Raw genomic sequence first — 19,087 nt, forward strand, 5'->3', positions numbered from 1 at the left:
AAGAGCGCCGGACCGGCCGCTCTTACGAGAACGTTATCAGCGATAGGCGGCAGCGATGATCAACTGCTTCATCTCGGCCACTGCCGACTTGAAGCCTACGAACAACGCATGCGCCACCAGCGCATGGCCGATGTTCAACTCGTTGACGCCCTTGATCGCCGCCACCGCTTCCACGTTGTGGTAGTGCAGGCCATGGCCGGCGTTAACGATCAGCCCCTGGGCCAGACCAAACGCCACACCATCGGCAATACGCTTGAGTTCGTCGGCGGTTTCACTCGGCGTGTGGGCATCGGCGTAACGGCCGGTGTGCAGTTCGATAGCCGGGGCACCCACGCGGTGCGAGGCTTCGATCTGGCGCTCATCGGCGTCGATAAACAGCGACACCTCACAGCCCAGACGGGCCAGGCGCTCAACGGCAGCCTTGATCCGCGCTTCCTGCCCGGCCACATCCAGGCCACCTTCAGTGGTCAGTTCCTGACGGGTTTCCGGCACCAGGCAGATATGTGCAGGGCGAATGCGTTCGGCGAAGGTCAGCATCTCCTCGGTCACGCCCATCTCGAAGTTCATCCGCGTTTGCAGCACGTCCTTGAGCAGCAGTACGTCACGCTCCTGGATGTGCCGGCGGTCTTCACGCAGGTGCACGGTGATGCCGTCGGCGCCGGCTTCTTCGGCGTCCAGCGCGGCTTTCACCGGGTCGGGATAGCGGGTGCCACGGGCCTGACGCAGGGTGGCGACATGGTCGATATTCACGCCCAACAGAATGCGATTGGCGTCAGTCACGGGGTGGCTCCTTCAAGGTCATGAACAGTTCGCGACTGACCAAAGGTCGGCCGCCTAAATGGGGTGCCAGGGCCTGGCGCATCAGGCGCTTGGCCGCAGCCAAGGCGCCTGGCGCGGTCCAGTCAGCCTCGGCCATAGCGAGCAATTCGGCGCCTTGGAACAGCCCAGGCTGCAACAGGTGCACCGGCTCCAGGCCGGAGTCCGGCAGCAGGCGGTACAGCTGGCCGATGACGACCGGCTGGCCGTGCAGGTCTTCAGCAAGGGCAAAACCATAGCCCAGTTCGTCCAGCAGGCGCCATTCGAACGCGCGCAACAACGGCTCCAGCGCACGGCCGGCGGCCAGGGCTTCAAGGGTTGCGGCGTAGTGCTCGAACAGCACCGGGTGGGGGTCTTCGGCAGGCAGCAGGCGCAGGATCAGCTCGTTCAGGTACAGGCCGCTGAACAGCGCCTCACCATGCAGCCACCGGGGAATGCCGGCGGCCTCCAGGCGGCCGACATTCTTCAGCTCGCCACGTCCGCGAAACTCCACTTCCACCGGCACAAACGGTCGCGCCAGGGTGCCGGCTTTGCCACGGGCACCGCGCAACACCGCGCGCAGGCGGCCTTGGGGGGTAAGGAAGTCGACCAGCGCGCTGCTTTCGCGGTAGGCCCGGCTATGCAGGATAAAAGCCGGCTGCGCGCTGTTTTGCATGGGGAGCTCGGGGGCTTAGAGGTCGGCGTAACCCAGGGAACGCAGGGCACGTTCGTCGTCGGACCAGCCGCCTTTGACCTTCACCCAGAGGTTGAGCATGACCTTGGAGTCGAACAGCACTTCCATGTCTTTGCGCGCATCCATGCCGATGCGTTTGATCCGCTCACCCTTGTCGCCAATGATGATTTTCTTCTGGCCGTCACGCTCCACCAGAATCAGCGCATGGATATGCAGAGTCCTACCCTGTTGCTTGAACTCTTCGATCTCGACGGTGATCTGGTACGGCAGCTCGGCGCCGAGCTGACGCATGATTTTCTCGCGTACCAGTTCGGCAGCGAGGAAACGGCTGCTGCGGTCGGTGATCTGGTCTTCCGGGAAGAAGTGATCGTTTTCCGGCAGATGCTCGGCAATCAAACCTTCCAACGCTTCCAGGTTATGCCCGTGCTGCGCGGAGATCGGTACGATTTGCGCGTTCGGTAACTGCTGTTGCAGCCACTCCAGGTGCGGCATCAAATCGCTTTTGTCTTCGATGCGGTCGGTTTTGTTGATCGCCACAATTACCGGGCCCTGCACAAATTGCACGCGCTCAAGGACCATCTGGTCTTCGTCGGTCCAGCGGGTGCGTTCAACCACAAAGATCACCACGTCGACGTCCTTGAGGGCGGCCGAAGCGGTTTTGTTCATGTAACGGTTCAGGGCCTTTTCGCCGCCCTTGTGCATGCCGGGGGTATCGACGTAGATGGCCTGAATCGGCCCTTCGGTCTTGATGCCGAGCATGTTGTGACGGGTGGTTTGCGGCTTGCGCGAGGTGATCGCCAGCTTCTGGCCAAGGATGTGGTTGAGCAGCGTCGACTTGCCCACGTTGGGGCGGCCGACGATGGCGACGTAGCCACAGCGTGTTGCAGTTGAATCAGTCATGCCCATTCTCCACGCCAAGGGCGATCAAGGCAGCTGCGGCAGCTACCTGTTCAGCGATGCGCCGGCTGGCGCCCTGCCCTATGGTCTTGTCATTCAATAAGGTGATCTGGCACTCGACCACGAAGGTCCGGCAGTGCGGCTCGCCCTGGATATCCACCACTTCGTAGCGCGGCAGTTCGCAGCCACGCGACTGCAGAAACTCCTGCAGGCGGGTTTTCGGGTCCTTATTGGTGTCCACCAAGGTCAGACCGTCCAGTTCGGAGCTTAGCCACGCCAGCACTCGCTCGCGCGCCGCGTCCATGCCGGCATCCAGATAAATGGCGCCGATCAGCGCTTCGAGGGCGTCGGCGAGAATCGACTCACGGCGAAAACCGCCGCTCTTCAATTCACCGGAACCCAGACGCAGGTATTCACCCAGATCGAAGCCACGGGCCAGAACGGCCAGGGTCTCACCTTTCACCAGGCGCGCGCGCAAACGCGACAACTGGCCTTCGCGCGCCTGCGGGAAGCGATCGAACAGCGCTTCACCGGCGACGAAGTTGAGAATGGCATCACCGAGGAACTCCAGGCGCTCATTGTTGCGCCCGGCAAAGCTGCGGTGAGTGAGGGCCAGGATCATCAGATCCTGGTCTTTGAAGCTATAACCGAGCTGACGCTCTAAACGACTCAGTGCAGCACTCACGGCATACGCACGCGATATTCTTTGTCGAACCGGGCGACGAGATCGAGGTTCTGGATCAGCGGTTCACGGGTTTCGTACTTCAGGTGTACGCGGAACTCGTTGTTGTCCAGTTTCACTTCCATGGCCTTGTCCAGATCGATGCCGGTGATGGCATTGATGGTCATGGACTTGCGTACGTGCTCATAGAACTCGGGCACGGTACGAACATCGGCAACCTTGTCGGTTTCGATGCCGGTGATGGATTTTTCCAGCGCCGAGTTATCCATGTAGTGCGGGAAGATCTTGAACGCGGCGCTGGCGAAGAACGCCACGACAGCGGCGGTGACCATCCAACCCAACATCGACATACCCTTTTGCGAACGCGCAAATGTCATGTTTGACCTCAGTGTCAGTGTTTTTTTAAACGTCTTGGCCTCTGCGGGCCTGACTATATATAGCGCGCGGCGCTGGGTTTAGCAGCGCTGACGGATCAGTGAATCAGGCCGACCCGTGACAGAGTCGGCACGTTGCGCAATTTCGGATCAGCCCAGCTCAGCCAGACGGCGAAGGCTTTGCCGACAATATTCTTGTCCGGCACCATGCCCAGCAGCTCTTTTGGAATCTTCGGATCGTTCCAGTAGCGGCTGTCGTTGGAGTTGTCGCGGTTGTCGCCCATCATGAAGTAGTGCCCGGCTGGCACTGTCCACTCGTTGCCGGGGTCGGCGCGGTAGCGGTTCATTTCGATGCGAATCAGGTGTTCGACGGCGCCGAGTTTCTCCTGGTACAGCGTGGCGCTACCCAGGGAGCCCGGCTCTTCGCCCAACAGCTTCTTGGCCACCGACTCACCGTTGACGAACAATTGCTTGTCGGCGGTGTAGCGAATCTTGTCGCCCGGCAGACCAACCACACGCTTGATGTAGTTGATGGTCGGCTCGCTCGGGTAACGGAACACCATCACGTCGCCGCGCTGCGGGTCGCCGACTTCGATCACCTTGGTGTCCAGCACCGGCAGGCGAATGCCGTAGGCAAACTTGTTGACCAGGATGAAGTCGCCCACTTCCAGCGTCGGTTTCATCGAGCCCGAGGGAATCTGGAAGGGTTCCACCAGAAACGAGCGCAGCACCAGCACGATGGCCAGTACCGGGAAGAACGACTTGCCGTACTCCACCAGCAGCGGTTCGCGGTTGAGCTGATCGACGACCGCCTGATCAGCCTCGCTCACCTGGCCGGTATAGGCCACGATCGCCGCGCGACGGCGCGGCGCCAGCAACACTAGGTCAAGCAGGGCCAGCACGCCGCAGACAGCCACAGCGATTACCAACAACAGCGGAAAATTGAACGACATAGGGATTAACCATCCAACCTGAGCACTGCAAGGAAGGCTTCTTGTGGAATTTCCACGTTGCCGACTTGCTTCATCCGTTTTTTACCGGCTTTCTGCTTTTCCAGCAGCTTGCGCTTACGGCTGACGTCACCGCCGTAGCACTTGGCCAATACGTTCTTGCGCAGCGCCTTGACGGTGGTACGAGCCACAATCTGCCCGCCGATAGCAGCCTGAATGGCCACATCGAACATCTGCCGCGGGATCAACTCTTTCATCTTCTCGGTCAACGCGCGGCCTTTGTAGTGCGCGTTGTCGCGGTGCACGATCAGCGCCAGGGCATCGACCTTGTCGCCGTTGATCAGCACATCGAGCTTCACCAGGTTGGCCGACTGATAGCGGTCAAAATGGTAATCCAGCGAGGCGTAACCGCGGCTGGTGGACTTCAGGCGGTCGAAGAAGTCGAGGACCACTTCGTTCATCGGCAGGTCGTAGCTGACCTGCACCTGGGTACCGAGGAACAGCATGTCGCGCTGCACGCCACGTTTTTCGATACACAGGGTGATGACGTTGCCCAGGTGTTCCTGCGGCACCAGGATGTTGGCGCGCACGATCGGCTCGCGCATGTCCTCGATGGCCGACAGGTCTGGCAGCTTCGACGGGTTGTCGACGTAGATGGTCTCGCCATTCTTCAACAGCAATTCGAAGATTACCGTTGGCGCGGTGGTGATCAGGTCCAGGTCGTACTCGCGCTCAAGGCGCTCCTGGATGATTTCCATGTGCAGCATGCCGAGGAAGCCGCAACGGAAGCCGAAGCCTAGAGCGTCGGAGCTTTCTGGCAGGTACTGCAGAGACGAGTCGTTGAGGGTCAGCTTCTGCAGCGCTTCGCGGAAATCTTCGAAGTCATCCGAGCTGACCGGGAACAGACCGGCGTATACCTGCGGTTGAATACGTTTGAAGCCCGGCAGCACGTCGACGTCTGGCGTCGAGCTGAGGGTCAGGGTGTCACCCACTGGCGCACCGTGAATGTCCTTGATGCCGGCGATGATGAAGCCCACTTCGCCGGCTTTCAGGTCGACGGTGGCGGTGTGCTTGGGGGTGAAGACACCGACGCTGTCCACCAGGTGGATCTTGCCGGTGGACTTGACCAGAATCTTGTCGCCCTTCTTCACGCAGCCGTGGCGCACGCGCACCAACGAGACCACGCCCAGGTAGTTGTCGAACCAGGAGTCGATGATCAGCGCTTGCAGCGGATCTTCGATATTGCCGGTGGGTGCCGGAATGGTCGCCACCAGGCGTTCGAGCACTTCATCCACGCCCATGCCGCTCTTGGCACTGCAGGCCACGGCGTCGGTGGCGTCGATGCCGATGATTTTCTCGATTTCTTCTTTGACGCGGTCCGGATCGGCCTGCGGCAGGTCCATCTTGTTCAGCACGGGCATGACTTCCAGGCCCTGCTCGATGGCGGTGTAGCAGTTGGCAACCGACTGCGCTTCCACACCCTGACCGGCGTCCACCACCAGCAAGGCGCCTTCGCAGGCAGCCAGCGAACGGCTGACTTCGTAGGTGAAGTCAACGTGGCCGGGGGTGTCAATGAAGTTCAGTTGGTAGGTTTTGCCGTCGCGCGCCTTGTAATGCAAGGTGACGCTGTGGGCCTTGATGGTGATCCCGCGCTCGCGCTCGAGGTCCATGGAGTCGAGGACCTGGGCTTCCATTTCGCGCTCGGACAAGCCGCCGCACATCTGGATGAAACGGTCGGCCAGGGTCGATTTGCCGTGGTCGATGTGGGCGATGATGGAGAAATTACGGATATGACTCAGGTCACTCACAGATCAACACTCAAAAAGGCCGCAGGCAGACTGCCCGCCGAAAAATAGCCGGGAAGTGTACCCGATCAGCGGCGCGGACGTCACCCGTGCCGCCGACCGGCGCCCATGAAAAAGGGCGGTAAAAACCGCCCTTCTGTGCATTACCGCTGCCGTGTCATTCCGACAACTTGAAGGTAATGAAGCTCGCGCGGCCTTCGCGCAGTACGCGCATCGACACCGAACGGTTCTTCGGCAGGGCCTGAGCGACCTGGGTGAAGGTCTTGGCCGAGTCGATGGCTTGATTATTCAGGTGAGTGATAACGTCGCCTGGACGCAGACCGATCAGGGCGGCCGGGCCGTCCTGCACTTCCTTGATCACCACACCGCCCTTCAGATCCAGCGATTTGCGCTCGTCATCGCTAAGCTCAGCGACTTTCACGCCCATGCGGTTGCTGCTGCGCTCGATGGCCGACTCGCCGCCACCGTTGGCCGCGACTTCGCCATCTTCGGCCGGCAGGTTGCCGATGGTCAGTTCGAGTTTCTTGCGCGCGCCTTCACGGATCACTTCCAGCTCGGCTTTGGTGCCGGCTTTCAGGCGACCGACCAGGTGCGGCAGGTCAGCTGACATGATGATCGGCTGGCCATTGAGGCTCAGAATCACGTCGCCCACTTGCAGACCACCTTTGGCAGCCGGGCCGTCTTCCATCACTTGAGCAACCAGAGCGCCAGCCGGCTTGTCCAGGCCGAAGGATTCAGCCAGGTCTTTGTTGACCTCCTGAATCACCACACCCAGCCAGCCGCGGCTGACCTTGCCTTCGGTTTTCAACTGATTGGCCACATCCATCGCCACATCCATCGGAATGGCGAACGACAGGCCCATGAAACCACCGGAACGGGTAAAGATCTGCGAGTTGATACCAATCACTTCGCCCGCCAGGTTGAACAGCGGACCACCGGAGTTACCCGGGTTGATCGCCACGTCGGTCTGAATGAACGGCACGTAGCTTTCATTCGGCAGGCTGCGGCCCTTGGCACTGACGATACCGGCGGTGGCCGAATGGTCGAAGCCAAACGGCGAACCGATGGCCAGCACCCAGGCACCGACTTTCAGGTCGTCGGACTTGCCGATTTTCACCACCGGCAGGTTCTTGCCCTCAACTTTCAGCAGAGCCACGTCGGTGCGCGGGTCGGCACCAATCAGCTTGGCCTTCAGCTCACTGCGGTCGGACAGACGCACGATGATTTCGTCGGCGCCGCTGACCACGTGGTTGTTGGTCAGCACATAACCGTCTGGGGAAATGATGAAACCGGAACCCAGCGACTGCGCGCCGCGTTGCTGCTGACGCCCCTGCGGGTTGCGCGGTTGCTGCGGCAGATTACGTTCGAAGAATTCGCGAAAGCCTGGCGGCAGGCCTTCAAGGTCGGGGATGCCAGACTGGGAGTTGCCTGCCACCTGGTCCGGCACCTTTTGCGTAGTGCTGATGTTCACCACGGCGGGCGCGGCGGCCTCGACCAAGGAAGTGAAGTCAGGCAGTTCGGCATGGGCAGTCACAGCCTGCCCGAGTAAAAACAACGTCAGAAACGCAGATAAGCCAGATTTCAGGCTAAGCATCGACTTCAGCTCCCAGTAAGGACCAGCAAATACCACATGAATTGCCGCACTCAGGGAGCACGGCATACGACTCTATGGCTAACGCGCACATGCCCTGGGCACGCACCCGAAAAACTCGACGACTTATTGCGCCGCCTGCATATCCCCAGCGCGCATCGACAAGGCGACGCGCTCGGCCGTCCCCAACGGGATTTCGCCAATCACCGTCACCATCACATCACCGGCTGTCGTGGAGATGCGTTTGGATACCGCAACGGTTGGACCTAACTGGGTGCGAGCGTCTTCCACGGTGGCGCCGTGCAGTGGCTCAAGAAATACGGAAAAACGTGCCAAGCCATCGCCATACATCAGGCAAGCCACCGGCTCGGAATTCACCACACTGTGGCGCTCCACGGCGCTGTTCAGGGCAAAACCAGGCGGCAGCCATTCGGAGTGCCAGGCCTTGGGATCAACGTTTTTGCTTTCAGCGAAACGCACCGGCTGGCAGGTGGAACCTGGTTTCAGGTCTGCCTCGGCAGGGGCGTTCATATCGATGCTGGAAAATTGGAAACGCTCGAGCAACTGGCCCTTCTCGTTCAACAGCAGGGACTTCAGCGGCAGACCAGTTTCACGGTCCAGATGGAGTTCGAAGCCATATCGATGCTGGTCACGCGGCAACACTGCCAGCACCACGGCGTCGCGACCGGCAACGCGCGACTCACCAATAATGCGCAAGTCGTACCAGGCAGCCAGCTGTTTTGCGTCGAGGGCGCGCGCCGGCCAGTTCTGACCATCGGCAACCGAATCGGCCAAGCCACCGCTGACACACTCCGCGCGACCATTTACTCGCAGCACTTCCTGCACCGGACCATCGAGCTGCAAAAGGCGCTCGCGCACTTCGGCACCACCAGATGCCTGATGCCAGATCGTGTGAGTGGAAAAACTGCCGTTACGTTCATAGACGAACGTACCGTGGAAACTCTGTTGCTGTTCCGCCTCAGCGAGGCGGCCCAGCCAATCTTGCGCGTCGGTGGCGTGCACTGGCAGGGCCAGTACGCCACCTAGCAGAACCAGGTAGGAAAGTCCGCGCATGATCCTCCTCAGCGGTTTTCCAGACTTGCAGCACGCGCATAAGGCAGAACACTGTCAGAACCGCTCATCGCTGCCTGTTGTGCGTGTTGACGCAGATAACCAGGCAGACGTTGTTCATGCCAGTTCAGCTGGCTTGGACGCACGGCCTTGGACTGCTGAGCCGATACCGGCTCGGAGCTTTCGGTGTAACCGGCCAGCAGCGCAGCGCCTTGAACTTGCGGCATCGGCAGGGTCGGCTGAACGTTGTTCTGGGCCAGTTGGGTGCCCATCACTTCGTCCTGGTTGTACAAACGCACACCAGCCAGCACTGCCAGGGTCACCGAAGCGGCGACCGCCAGACGACCCAGCCCACGCCAGCGACCCGCTACTGCTGCCACTGGCGCGGCAACCGGGGAAGCTTCGTCGGCGAGCGCCTTGGATACCGCCGCAGCGATATCGAGGTTCGGCACCAGCAGGTCTTTGTGCATGACTGCACGAGCTACTTGGTAGCGCGCCCAAGTCGAGCGCAATTCAGCGTCATCGCTGGCGCTGAGCACACGGCGCAACTCCAACTCGTCCGCCTCGTTATCCATAATGGCGGACAACGATTCTTGCAGGGCTTCACGACTCATGGCGATTCCTCTCTTGGCTAGCGCCGCTGTCTCAGGCTCCCTGCAACAGAGGTTGCAGGACTTTATCAATGGCCTCACGAGCACGGAAAATCCGCGACCGTACAGTACCTACTGGACATTGCATGACGCTGGCAATGTCTTCGTAACTCAGACCGTCGAACTCTCGCAAAGTTAGCGCGGTGCGCAAATCTTCTGGCAATTGTTCGATGGTTCGATGCACGGCGTTTTCAATTTCATCGCGTAGCATCAACCGCTCTGGAGATTCGATGTCCTTGAGTGCGTGATCGCCCTCGTAGAACTCCGCATCTTCAGCGCTTACATCACTTTCCGGGGGCCGCCGACCGCGCGACACCAGGTGGTTCTTCGCCGTGTTGATGGCGATGCGGTACAGCCATGTATAAAAGGCGCTGTCACCGCGAAAGTTAGCCAGTGCACGGAAAGCCTTGATAAAAGCTTCCTGGGCAACATCCTGAGCTTCATGAGGATCGTGCACAAAACGCACTATCAACCCGAGAATCTTGTGCTGATACTTCAGCACCAACAGATCAAAAGCTCGTTTGTCGCCACGCTGCACCCGCTCGACCAACTGCTGATCATCTTCCTGGGTAAGCATGAACACTCCTCAATTGAGTTCGGAGAGAATGCCGTTCCAGCAAGTGAATCAACTTGCCAAGATAGACTCGGGTCTTGCGCAAAAGTTCTCCCCTCCAAACACGTTCCGCACACATATTCTTTTGTCTTGCACGGAATCGCGCAGCACGACCAACGCGCCGGCTGCGCGGATAATCTTGTCACCGGTTTAGTTGTAATGAGTGCGCGACATGCCGCTCTCGATACAACCCAAACGGCATTGTCCCCATCTGGGTGACTGCCTATGGAACCTGGAAGTCTAAGAAAGTTCCCAGGGCCTGTTGGCCGTCATAAGCGCGCTATTGTGCAGCCGGCCCCGTCTATATACTAGTGGCCGCTTCTCGTGGAATTCGAACATGAGCCAACATTTTCAGCACGACGTTCTGGTCATCGGTAGCGGCGCTGCCGGCCTTACTCTAGCCCTTACTCTGCCTAGCCATTTGCGCATTGCGGTGCTTAGTAAAGGCGACCTCACAAATGGTTCAACTTATTGGGCGCAGGGTGGCGTTGCCGCTGTGCTCGATACCGACGACACCGTCGAATCCCACGTTGCCGACACCCTTGATGCCGGCGCCGGCCTATGCCGTGAAGACGCCGTGCGCTTCACCGTCGAACACAGCCGCGAAGCCATCGAATGGCTGATCGAGCAAGGCGTTCCGTTCACCCGCGACGATGAAACAGCGCGTGAAGACGGAGGCTTCGAATTCCACCTGACCCGCGAGGGCGGCCACAGTCATAGGCGCATCATCCATGCCGCCGATGCCACTGGCGCGGCGATTTTCAATACCCTGCTGGCCCAGGCCCGTCAGCGGCCGAATATCGAACTGCTGGAACAGCGCGTCGCGGTCGATCTGATCACCGAACGTAAACTCGGCCTGCCTGGCCACAATTGCCTGGGCGCTTACGTACTGAACCGCAACAGCGGTGAGGTCGACACCTATGGCGCGCGCTTCACCGTGCTGGCCAGCGGCGGTGCGGCGAAGGTCTACCTCTACACCAGCAACCCGGACGGCGCCTGTGGCGATGGCATCGCCATGGCCTGGCGCGCCGGCTGCCGGGTGGGCAACCTGGAATTCAACCAGTTCCACCCCACCTGCCTGTATCACCCCAAGGCCAAGAGTTTCCTGATCACCGAGGCCATCCGTGGCGAAGGCGGCTTGCTCAAGCTGCCCAACGGAGAACGTTTCATGCAGCGCTTCGACCCACGGGCCGAGCTGGCCCCGCGCGACATCGTCGCCCGCGCCATCGACCATGAAATGAAGCGCCTGGGGGTCGACTGCCTGTACCTGGACATCAGCCACAAACCGGCCGAGTTCATCAAAAGCCACTTCCCCACTGTTTATGAGCGCTGCCTGGGCTTTGGCATCGACATCACCAAGGAAGCCATCCCGGTGGTTCCCGCCGCGCATTACACCTGCGGCGGCGTGGTGGTCGACCAACATGGCCACACCGATGTGCCCGGCCTCTACGCCATCGGCGAAACCACCTTCACCGGCCTGCACGGCGCCAACCGCATGGCCAGCAACTCGCTGCTGGAGTGTTTCGTGTACGCCCGCTCGGCAGCGGCAGACATTCTTCAGCAACTCGCGACCAGCGCCGCGCGCCCTACCCTGCCGAGCTGGGACGCCAGCCAGGTGACCGACTCCGATGAAGACGTGATCATCGCCCACAACTGGGATGAGCTGCGGCGCTTCATGTGGGACTACGTCGGCATCGTGCGCACTAACAAGCGCCTGCAACGCGCCCAGCATCGGGTGCGCCTGCTGCTGGATGAAATCGACGAGTTCTATAGCAACTATAAGGTCAGCCGCGACTTGATCGAGCTGCGTAACCTGGCCCAGGTCGCCGAACTGATCATTCGTTCCGCTATGCAGCGCAAAGAGTCCCGCGGCCTGCATTACACCCTGGACTATCCAGAGCAGTTGCCCGAAGCACGCGACACTATTCTGGTGCCGCCCATCTACGGCGAGTGAATTTCAGCCGCACACGCAGTTGCCGGTGGCTATCCGCCGGCAACGCGTCGGCGGCGATGCACAGCCCCCGCACCCACCACTGCCCCGGCAGACGAAAGCGCAACACGATCAGTGGCGGCAGCGCCAGGCTGTCAGGACGCAGTTGCACCGACTGCCAGCGGCCATCGGAATAACCCAGGTACCAGCCATCGGCATCATGGCGAATGGCGCAAAAGCCCGCCGCGCGTTGCCGCCATGCCCAGCCGGCGTGAACCGCCCATAGCGCCACGCCCAGCACAGTTGCCCAGAAAGGAAGGGCCGCCGTCAGCAAGGCGACCAGAGCGCACAGGTGTGCGCCGAAGGAAAACACCGCCAGTCGCCGTGAGGCCTGCCAGCGGCATTCGAAGGTCTTACTTGGGCTGGACACGGTCCAGAATCATCCGGACCATGCGCTTGAGATCGGCATCTTCCGGTTCGCCGCGCTGCATGAACCAGCCGAACATGTCCTGGTCCTCGCATTCCAGCAGTTTGCGATAGCGCTCGCGGTCTGCGTCATCCAGGGTCGGGTAGACTTCGCGTACGAAGGGCACCAGCAGCACATCAAGCTCCAGCATGCCGCGGCGGCTGTGCCAGAACAGGCGGTTCAGTTCAATTTCGTCGACCATTAAAGCGGCTCCTGCAAAATAGGCCGGCAGTATAGCGGCGCCACGCCGTTACCGGCACCCGCTGACAAGCTCAAGGCAGGGCCCTATGATTAGCCCCCAGACTTTCAATCAGCGATCCCCCATGGCCGATTCTGCTTTTTTCTGCACGCTGTCCCACGAAGGCGTTCTCGCCGTTCGCGGCCCCGACGCCAGCAAATTTCTCCAAGGCCAGGTCACCTGTAACCTCAATTACCTCAGCGACAGCAATGCCAGCCTCGGCGCCCGCTGCACCCCCAAGGGCCGCATGCTGTCGAGCTTCCGCATTGTCAGTGAAGGCGATGGTTACCTGTTGGCGCTGGCCAGCGAGTTGCTCGAGTCACAACTCAGCGACCTGAAAAAGTACGCCGTATTCTCTAAATCGACCCTCAGCGATGACAGCGCCGCGTGGCTGCGCCTGGGCCTGCACAACGCCGACGAGCTGCTCAGCGAGCTCGGCCTGCTGCTGCCCACCGAAGCCGACGGGGTTGCCCGTGGTGACAATCTGTTCGCCATCCGCCTGCCAGACGGCCGTATCGAGCTCTGGGCTAACCAAGCCATCAGCGCCGAGGTGCTGCAACAAATCCGCAGCAAACTGCCGGAACAGCCGCTCAACACCTGGTTGCTGGCCCAGGTGCGCGCCGGCATCGGCCAAGTGTTCGGTGCCACCCGCGAGCTGTTTATCCCGCAAATGATCAATTTGCAGGCCGTGGGCGGCGTGAGTTTCAAGAAAGGTTGCTACACCGGCCAGGAAATCGTGGCGCGCATGCAGTACCTGGGCAAGCTCAAACGCCGCCTGCAGCGCCTGAGCCTGGAAGGCGCCGAGCTGCCCGCGGTGGCCAGCGAATTGTTTTCTCCGGTGCACCGCTCCAGCGTCGGTGAGGTGGTATTGGCTGCACAAAGCGAAACGGGCGTGGAACTGCTCGCGGTATTGCAGGAAGATGCCGTCAGTGATGGACGGATTCATCTTGGTAGCGAAACCGGCCCGGCCCTGCAGTTATTGGACCTGCCCTACACCTTGAATTCGGATCGCGAGATCCAGCGTTAACCCCATTTTTTCCTCCGCCAAGCGTCTTCGGCGCTTAGAGAAACGTCCATGAGCAAACTTGCTGACAAAGTCCAACATGAACTGATTCAGGCCATCGACAACGATGAACTGGTGCTGCCAACCCTTCCCGAGGTGGCCCTGAAAGTTCGCGAAGCCGCCGAAGACCCGGACATCAGCATCCCCCAGCTGAGCAAAGTGATCGGCAATGACGCTGCCCTCACCGCGCGCATCATCAAGGTGGTGAACAGCCCGCTGCTGCGCACCAACAAGGAAATCACTGACCTGCAGATGGCCGTCGGCCGCCTGGGTATCAATTACACCTGCAACCTGGCCACCGGCCTGGCGATGGAGCAGATGTTCCAGGCCACCTCCGACGTGGTCGACCGCAAAATGCGCGAAGTGTGGAACAAGAGCACCGAAATCGCCGGTATCAGCCACGTTCTGTGCCGTCACTACACCCGCCTGATGCCGGACCAGGCCACCCTCGCCGGCCTGATCCACCAGATTGGCGTGCTGCCGATTCTCACCTACGCCGAGGAACACGATGAGTTGCTGTCCGACTCCATCAGCCTCAACCATGTGATCGAGAAAATTCACCCGATCATTGGCGACAAAATCCTCAAGGCGTGGGATTTCCCCGAGAACATTGCCATTCTGCCGAGCCAGTACCTGGACTTCACCCGCAACTCGCCGAAGGTCGATTACGTCGACATCGTGCAAGTGGCCACGCTGCAGAGCTACCTGGGCAGCGAGCACCCGTACACCCAGCTCGACTGGTCGCAGATTCCGGCCTTCGCCAAGCTCGGCCTGGACCCAAGCGCCGACCTGAATGCCGACGAAGACCTGTCCGCTGCCATGGAAGCGGCCATGAGCATGCTGCAGTAACAGCGTCACCAAGCAGTCACGGCGATTTGCCACTATGCTGAGCCGCATGGCTTGGATGGGGATCGACCTATGCGCATTCTGGGGTTGTGCATCTGCTTGTGGCTCAGCGCCGCCCCGGCGCTTGCCGAAGACGTTCGCCTTACCAACGGCGAATGGCCGCCCTACCTGGGGCAGACCCTGCCCCATCAAGGCATCGCCTCGCGCATCGTCGCCGAGGCCTTTGCCTTGGAAGGAATCACCGTGCAATGGGATTTCTACCCCTGGGCCCGCTCGCTGATGCTGGCCCAACGCGGGCAGCGCGCTGGCACCGCCGTGTGGCTGCGCAGCGAACAACGGGACAAAGACTTCTACGTCAGCGACCCCGTGGTGGATAGCAGCTTCTACCTGTTCCACCGCAAAGATCACCCACTCAACTGGACCACCGTGCACGACCTCAAAGGCCTGCAGATCGGCGGCGCCATTGGCTATGACTATGGCAGCGCCTTCCAGCAGGCCGAAGCCGACGGTAGCCTCAGCGTGCGACGGCAGACCAATGAAGAACTGGGTTTGCGCCAACTGCTGGCCGGGCGCATCGACGTGTTCCCGATGGACAAGACCGTCGCCTTCGACATGCTGCACCAGCACTTCAGCGCCGCCGAACGCGCGCAGCTGACTTTCAGCCCCAAACCGCTGCGCAGCGACACCCTGCACCTGATGCTGTCACGGGCGGTGCCGGGCAATGCCGAGTTGATCGAACGCTTCAACCAGGGCCTCAATCAACTGCGCGACAGCGGCAAGGTCGCCCACTATCTGATGGAAGGCCAGGAGCCGCTGTCCCTCGCGCCGTAGGATGGATAGAGCCGTAGCGATTTCGGAGTAAACGCCTTGGTGCGCATGCCACACCCTACAAAAGCCGTCCGCGTGGTTTAAACGAACGCCACCCGCACCAACAACCCACCCTGCGCCGCGTCATGCAGGCTGATCGTCGCCTGATGCGCCTTGCAAATCTCGCCGACAATCGCCAAGCCCAACCCCGCCCCACCCGCCTGCGGGTTACGTCGGTAAAAACGCAGGAACACTTTGTCACGCTGGTCCGCCGGAATGCCGGGGCCGTCGTCTTCCACTTCCAGCACGCCCGGCGCAAGCACACGCAAAATCACGTTGCCGCCCTTAGGGGTGTGCGCCAGGGCGTTGTCCACCAGGTTACTCAGCAGCTCATTGAGCAAGGTCGGTTCGCCGCGCAGCCACACCGGTTGCTCGGCTTCCAGGGCCAGGGCGATGCCTTTGGAGTGGGCCAGCGGCGCCAAGGCCATACCCAGTTCGCGGCACAGCTGGCTGAGGTCGATCTGCTCGGCGCCGCCTTCGGCAATCGCCCGCGCGCCACTTTCAATGCGCGCCAGGGACAGCAACTGATTGGCCAGATGGGTGAGGTTGTCGGTGTTCTGCGCCGCTTCGCGCAGCGTCTGCTGCCAGCGTTGCGGGTCTTGTTCGCGCAAGCCCAGCTCCACCCGCGCCTTTAGCGCCGCCAATGGCGTGCGCAGTTCATGGGAGGCCTCGGCAATAAAGTCGGCTTGGCGCTGGAACAACCCGCGCAGGCGCTCGGTGAACTGGTTCAGCGCTTCCACCAGCGGCATCAGTTCGCGCGCGGTAGCCACCACCGGCAGCGGCCGCAAATCATCCAGTTGCCGCTCGGCGACAGCATTGCGCAGTTGATTGAGCGGGCGCAGCGCCGCGCTGATGGTGAACCACACCAGCACCAGGGCCGCCAGCGACAGCAGCGCCAGGCGCCACAGCGAGTCCACCAACAGGCCACGGGCCAGGCGCTCGCGCGCCTCCTCAGTTTCCGCCACACGAATTTCTGCGGTGCCATTGATCGTCGGCTCGCTGACCGGCCGCAGCAGGCTGACCACGCGCACATCGACGCCTTGGTAGGTGGCGTCGTAGAAGCGCGCCAGCGCCGGATAGTCATCGGTGCGCGGGGTTTTCGGCGGCGGGTCGGGCAGACTCTCGTAGCCGGAAATCAGCTTTCCCTGCACATCGGTGACCTGATAGAAAATCCGCCCGGCGCTGTCGTAGGCAAACGTATCCAACGCCACGTAGGGCACATCCGCGCGCAGACTGCCGTCGTCCTCATACATGCCAGCGGAAATGGCTCGCGCCGAGGCCAGCAAGGTGCGGTCGTAGGCGGTATCGGCAGCTTCACGGGCGTTCCAGTAGGCGCTCAGGCTACCGATCAACAGCAACAGGGCGAACAGCGCGGCCAGACGCCGCAGCAGCCGCCCACGCAGGCTGCCGACTTCACGCATCCTGGCTTTCCAGCAGGTAACCCAGGCCGCGGAAGGTAACGATGCGTACCGTGCTGCCCTCCAGTTTTTTGCGTAGGCGGTATACGTAGATCTCGATGGCATCAGGGCTGGCGTCCTGGTCCAGGCCGAACACCTGCGCGGCCAACTGTTCCTTGCTCATCACTCGTCCGGGTCGGGCGATCAGTACCTCCAGTACTGACTGCTCGCGCGAGGTCAGGGTCAGCACCTCGTCGTTCAAGCTGAACCGGCGGGTGCCCAGGTCATACAGCAGCGGGCCACAGCGCTGTTGCTGTTCGCCGCCCAGCACGCTACGGCGCAGTAGGGCTTTGACCCGAGCTTCCAACTCACTCAATTCGAACGGTTTGGCCAGGTAATCATCGGCACCCAGGTTCAGGCCATGCACCCGATCCTTTACTTCGCCGCGCGCGGTCAGCATCAGCACTGGCAGGGTTTTGCCGCGAGCCCGCAGGCGCGCCAGCACCTCAAAGCCGTCCATGCGCGGCAGGCCGACGTCGAGTACGGCCAGGGCATAGTCCTCGCTGCTCAGGGCCAGGTCGGCGGCCACGCCGTCGTGCAGCACGTCCACCGTCCAGCCGGCGGCCTTGAACGCCTGGGCCACGCTATCGGCCAATTGGGGGTGGTCTTCGACCAGCAAAATGCGCACGCAGGTTCTCCACAAGGCAGCAATCGGACTGGAGTGTAACGGCCCGCCAGCGCCTGTGAAGGGGCCGGTAGTTTTCTTTCAGGCTGAAAGCTTGGCGAAAGTTTCGTCCCTTAGCATCCCGCCAGGGTGGCTAGAACCACCCACCAAAAAAACAAAAACAAGAACTGGAGACCTCACCATGCCAACTGCCCTTCGGCAGGCATTGCCACCTGTGCGCACCCTCAACCTCGCACTTGCCGGCAGCACCCTCGCCTCACTGCTTCCGGTTGCCGCCCAGGCTGATTTTGTCAAAGACAGCAGCGCCAACTTCGAAACCCGCAACATGTACTTCAACCGCGATTTCCGCGACGGCAGCGGCCAGTCCAAGCGCGATGAGTGGGCGCAGGGTTTTATCCTCGACCTGCAATCGGGCTTCACCGACGGCACCGTTGGTTTTGGTCTCGACGCCCTGGGCATGCTCGGCATCAAGCTCGACTCCAGCCCCGACCGCACCGGCACCGGCTTGCTGCCCACCCATGACGACGGCAAGGCTGCCGACGAATATTCCAAGCTGGGCCTGACCGCCAAGGTCAAGGTGTCCAACAGCATATTAAAAGTCGGCAGCCTGATTCCCGAACTGCCGACCCTCAACCCCAACGACGGCCGCATCCTGCCGCAAACCTTCGAAGGCGGCCTGCTCAGCTCGGAAGAAATCAAAGGCCTGACCTTCACCGGTGGCCGTCTGGACAAAGCCAAGGACCGCGACGACAGCAACTACGAAGACCTGGCGCTGAACAACAAGAACAGCCGCTTTGCCAGCGCCGCCCGAGCCGACAACTTCGACTTCGCCGGTCTCGACTACAAGCTCACCGACAAGATCACTGGCAGCTACCACTTCGCCCAACTCGACGATGTGTATCGCCAGCACTACCTTGGCCTGGTCGCGGCACAGCCCATGGGGCCGGGCACGCTGTCCGCCGATCTGCGCGCCTCGATCAGTGACGATCAAGGCAAGGCCGACGGCGGCAAGGTGGATAACCGCGCCCTCAACGGCATGCTCAGCTACGGCCTGAATGGTCACAAGCTCGGCTTCGGTTACCAGCACATGAGCGGCGACACCGGCTTCGCCTACGTCGATGGCACCGACCCGTACCTGATCAACTTCGTGCAGATCAACGACTTCGCCAACGCCGAGGAACACTCCTGGCAGGCGCGTTACGACTACGACTTTGCCAAGCTCGGCGTACCGGGCCTGACCTTCATGACCCGCTATGTCAGCGGCGACAATGCTGAAGTCACCGGCAGCAACGAGACCGGCAAAGAGTGGGAGCGCAACAGCGAGTTCAAGTACGTGGTGCAAAGCGGCAGCCTAAAGAACGTGTCGTTGCGCGTACGCAGCGCCACCTTCCGCTCCAACTTTGCCCGTGATGCCGACGAGATTCGCATCATGGTCGGCTATACCTTGGCCCTCTGGTAGGCCACCCCGTTTTC

20 protein-coding genes are annotated in these 19,087 nt (G+C 61.2%); 5 read left to right on the forward strand and 15 right to left on the reverse strand.

Going from position 1 to position 19,087, the window contains the following annotated elements:
• Positions 1 to 36: 36 nt before the first annotated feature.
• From pdxJ to rpoE, 11 genes are all read right to left on the reverse strand, one after another.
• On the reverse strand, positions 37 to 780 hold the full coding sequence (gene pdxJ / locus C8K61_RS06880; RefSeq protein WP_108095467.1) for a pyridoxine 5'-phosphate synthase: 744 nt from the start codon (positions 778 to 780) through the stop codon (positions 37 to 39).
• Entirely contained in the window at positions 773 to 1,471 is a 699-nt protein-coding gene (recO, locus tag C8K61_RS06885; protein ID WP_108095468.1) for a DNA repair protein RecO, read from the reverse strand. The genes pdxJ and recO overlap by 8 nt, the downstream gene beginning before the upstream one ends.
• 15 nt (positions 1,472 to 1,486) lie before the next feature.
• Entirely contained in the window at positions 1,487 to 2,389 is a 903-nt protein-coding gene (gene era / locus C8K61_RS06890; RefSeq protein ID WP_108095469.1) for a GTPase Era, read from the reverse strand.
• Positions 2,382 to 3,071, reverse strand: a complete 690-nt coding sequence (gene rnc, locus C8K61_RS06895) for a ribonuclease III (RefSeq protein WP_108095470.1) — start codon at positions 3,069 to 3,071, stop codon at positions 2,382 to 2,384. The genes era and rnc overlap by 8 nt, the downstream gene beginning before the upstream one ends.
• On the reverse strand, positions 3,068 to 3,445 hold the full coding sequence (locus C8K61_RS06900) for a DUF4845 domain-containing protein (protein ID WP_108095471.1): 378 nt from the start codon (positions 3,443 to 3,445) through the stop codon (positions 3,068 to 3,070). Before C8K61_RS06900 ends, rnc begins: the two co-directional genes overlap by 4 nt.
• Before the next feature lie 95 nt (positions 3,446 to 3,540).
• Complete coding sequence (lepB, locus tag C8K61_RS06905; protein ID WP_108095472.1) at positions 3,541 to 4,395, reverse strand: signal peptidase I; 855 nt, start codon at positions 4,393 to 4,395, stop codon at positions 3,541 to 3,543.
• Between the two features lie 5 nt (positions 4,396 to 4,400).
• Complete coding sequence (lepA, locus tag C8K61_RS06910; RefSeq protein WP_108095473.1) at positions 4,401 to 6,200, reverse strand: translation elongation factor 4; 1,800 nt, start codon at positions 6,198 to 6,200, stop codon at positions 4,401 to 4,403.
• A gap of 154 nt (positions 6,201 to 6,354) precedes the next feature.
• Positions 6,355 to 7,791 (reverse strand): DegQ family serine endoprotease, encoded by a 1,437-nt coding sequence (locus tag C8K61_RS06915; protein ID WP_108095474.1) that lies wholly within the window; start codon positions 7,789 to 7,791, stop codon positions 6,355 to 6,357.
• Positions 7,792 to 7,914: 123 nt separating this feature from the next.
• Positions 7,915 to 8,862, reverse strand: coding sequence for a MucB/RseB C-terminal domain-containing protein (locus C8K61_RS06920; protein ID WP_108095475.1), 948 nt, complete (start codon positions 8,860 to 8,862; stop codon positions 7,915 to 7,917).
• Positions 8,863 to 8,870: 8 nt separating this feature from the next.
• Positions 8,871 to 9,473, reverse strand: coding sequence for a sigma-E factor negative regulatory protein (locus C8K61_RS06925; protein ID WP_108095476.1), 603 nt, complete (start codon positions 9,471 to 9,473; stop codon positions 8,871 to 8,873).
• 31 nt (positions 9,474 to 9,504) lie between these two features.
• On the reverse strand, positions 9,505 to 10,086 hold the full coding sequence (rpoE, locus tag C8K61_RS06930) for an RNA polymerase sigma factor RpoE (protein WP_108095477.1): 582 nt from the start codon (positions 10,084 to 10,086) through the stop codon (positions 9,505 to 9,507).
• Positions 10,087 to 10,459: 373 nt separating this feature from the next.
• Between rpoE and nadB the strand changes: the two genes are divergently transcribed.
• The gene (gene nadB / locus C8K61_RS06935; RefSeq protein ID WP_108095478.1) at positions 10,460 to 12,076 is read left to right on the forward strand and encodes an L-aspartate oxidase; all 1,617 of its coding nucleotides are present in this window, start codon (positions 10,460 to 10,462) and stop codon (positions 12,074 to 12,076) included.
• On the opposite strand, the gene C8K61_RS06940 is transcribed toward nadB, so the two are convergent.
• Together C8K61_RS06940 and C8K61_RS06945 are read right to left on the reverse strand one after the other, a co-directional pair.
• The gene (locus tag C8K61_RS06940) at positions 12,045 to 12,482 is read right to left on the reverse strand and encodes a protein YgfX (protein ID WP_108095479.1); all 438 of its coding nucleotides are present in this window, start codon (positions 12,480 to 12,482) and stop codon (positions 12,045 to 12,047) included. The genes nadB and C8K61_RS06940 overlap by 32 nt on opposite strands.
• On the reverse strand, positions 12,466 to 12,720 hold the full coding sequence (locus C8K61_RS06945; protein WP_108095480.1) for a succinate dehydrogenase assembly factor 2: 255 nt from the start codon (positions 12,718 to 12,720) through the stop codon (positions 12,466 to 12,468). The genes C8K61_RS06940 and C8K61_RS06945 overlap by 17 nt, the downstream gene beginning before the upstream one ends.
• A 121-nt stretch (positions 12,721 to 12,841) precedes the next feature.
• Between C8K61_RS06945 and C8K61_RS06950 the strand changes: the two genes are divergently transcribed.
• The 3 genes from C8K61_RS06950 (at position 12,842) to C8K61_RS06960 (ending at position 15,496) form a co-directional block, all read left to right on the forward strand.
• The gene (locus tag C8K61_RS06950) at positions 12,842 to 13,783 is read left to right on the forward strand and encodes a folate-binding protein YgfZ (protein WP_108095481.1); all 942 of its coding nucleotides are present in this window, start codon (positions 12,842 to 12,844) and stop codon (positions 13,781 to 13,783) included.
• 48 nt (positions 13,784 to 13,831) lie between these two features.
• Complete coding sequence (locus C8K61_RS06955) at positions 13,832 to 14,668, forward strand: HDOD domain-containing protein (protein WP_108095482.1); 837 nt, start codon at positions 13,832 to 13,834, stop codon at positions 14,666 to 14,668.
• A 69-nt stretch (positions 14,669 to 14,737) separates the two neighbouring features.
• Complete coding sequence (locus tag C8K61_RS06960) at positions 14,738 to 15,496, forward strand: ABC transporter substrate-binding protein (RefSeq protein WP_108095483.1); 759 nt, start codon at positions 14,738 to 14,740, stop codon at positions 15,494 to 15,496.
• A 77-nt stretch (positions 15,497 to 15,573) separates the two neighbouring features.
• On the opposite strand, the gene C8K61_RS06965 is transcribed toward C8K61_RS06960, so the two are convergent.
• Positions 15,574 to 16,953, reverse strand: a complete 1,380-nt coding sequence (locus tag C8K61_RS06965) for a sensor histidine kinase (protein WP_108095484.1) — start codon at positions 16,951 to 16,953, stop codon at positions 15,574 to 15,576.
• Positions 16,946 to 17,617, reverse strand: a complete 672-nt coding sequence (locus tag C8K61_RS06970; RefSeq protein WP_108095485.1) for a response regulator — start codon at positions 17,615 to 17,617, stop codon at positions 16,946 to 16,948. Before C8K61_RS06970 ends, C8K61_RS06965 begins: the two co-directional genes overlap by 8 nt.
• A gap of 178 nt (positions 17,618 to 17,795) precedes the next feature.
• Here C8K61_RS06970 and C8K61_RS06975 point away from each other — a divergent pair, with 178 nt between their 5' ends.
• Positions 17,796 to 19,073 (forward strand): OprD family porin, encoded by a 1,278-nt coding sequence (locus tag C8K61_RS06975; RefSeq protein ID WP_108095486.1) that lies wholly within the window; start codon positions 17,796 to 17,798, stop codon positions 19,071 to 19,073.
• Positions 19,074 to 19,087: the final 14 nt, after the last annotated feature.

This window comes from Pseudomonas sp. GV071, from assembly GCF_003050835.1.
Taxonomy (GTDB): domain Bacteria; phylum Pseudomonadota; class Gammaproteobacteria; order Pseudomonadales; family Pseudomonadaceae; genus Aquipseudomonas.

What these genes read in the sequence shown, in the direction of transcription:
- C8K61_RS06960 (WP_108095483.1), top strand. Translation starts at nt 14,738, where the DNA reads ATGCGCATTCTGGGGTTGTGCATCTGCTTGTGGCTCAGCGCCGCCCCG.
- C8K61_RS06955 (WP_108095482.1), top strand. Translation starts at nt 13,832, where the DNA reads ATGAGCAAACTTGCTGACAAAGTCCAACATGAACTGATTCAGGCCATC.
- C8K61_RS06915 (WP_108095474.1), bottom strand. Translation starts at nt 7,791, where the DNA reads ATGCTTAGCCTGAAATCTGGCTTATCTGCGTTTCTGACGTTGTTTTTA.
- C8K61_RS06965 (WP_108095484.1), bottom strand. Translation starts at nt 16,953, where the DNA reads ATGCGTGAAGTCGGCAGCCTGCGTGGGCGGCTGCTGCGGCGTCTGGCC.
- lepB (WP_108095472.1), bottom strand. Translation starts at nt 4,395, where the DNA reads ATGTCGTTCAATTTTCCGCTGTTGTTGGTAATCGCTGTGGCTGTCTGC.
- C8K61_RS06900 (WP_108095471.1), bottom strand. Translation starts at nt 3,445, where the DNA reads ATGACATTTGCGCGTTCGCAAAAGGGTATGTCGATGTTGGGTTGGATG.
- era (WP_108095469.1), bottom strand. Translation starts at nt 2,389, where the DNA reads ATGACTGATTCAACTGCAACACGCTGTGGCTACGTCGCCATCGTCGGC.
- rpoE (WP_108095477.1), bottom strand. Translation starts at nt 10,086, where the DNA reads ATGCTTACCCAGGAAGATGATCAGCAGTTGGTCGAGCGGGTGCAGCGT.
- C8K61_RS06950 (WP_108095481.1), top strand. Translation starts at nt 12,842, where the DNA reads ATGGCCGATTCTGCTTTTTTCTGCACGCTGTCCCACGAAGGCGTTCTC.
- C8K61_RS06945 (WP_108095480.1), bottom strand. Translation starts at nt 12,720, where the DNA reads ATGGTCGACGAAATTGAACTGAACCGCCTGTTCTGGCACAGCCGCCGC.
- C8K61_RS06925 (WP_108095476.1), bottom strand. Translation starts at nt 9,473, where the DNA reads ATGAGTCGTGAAGCCCTGCAAGAATCGTTGTCCGCCATTATGGATAAC.
- C8K61_RS06920 (WP_108095475.1), bottom strand. Translation starts at nt 8,862, where the DNA reads ATGCGCGGACTTTCCTACCTGGTTCTGCTAGGTGGCGTACTGGCCCTG.
- recO (WP_108095468.1), bottom strand. Translation starts at nt 1,471, where the DNA reads ATGCAAAACAGCGCGCAGCCGGCTTTTATCCTGCATAGCCGGGCCTAC.
- C8K61_RS06975 (WP_108095486.1), top strand. Translation starts at nt 17,796, where the DNA reads ATGCCAACTGCCCTTCGGCAGGCATTGCCACCTGTGCGCACCCTCAAC.
- nadB (WP_108095478.1), top strand. Translation starts at nt 10,460, where the DNA reads ATGAGCCAACATTTTCAGCACGACGTTCTGGTCATCGGTAGCGGCGCT.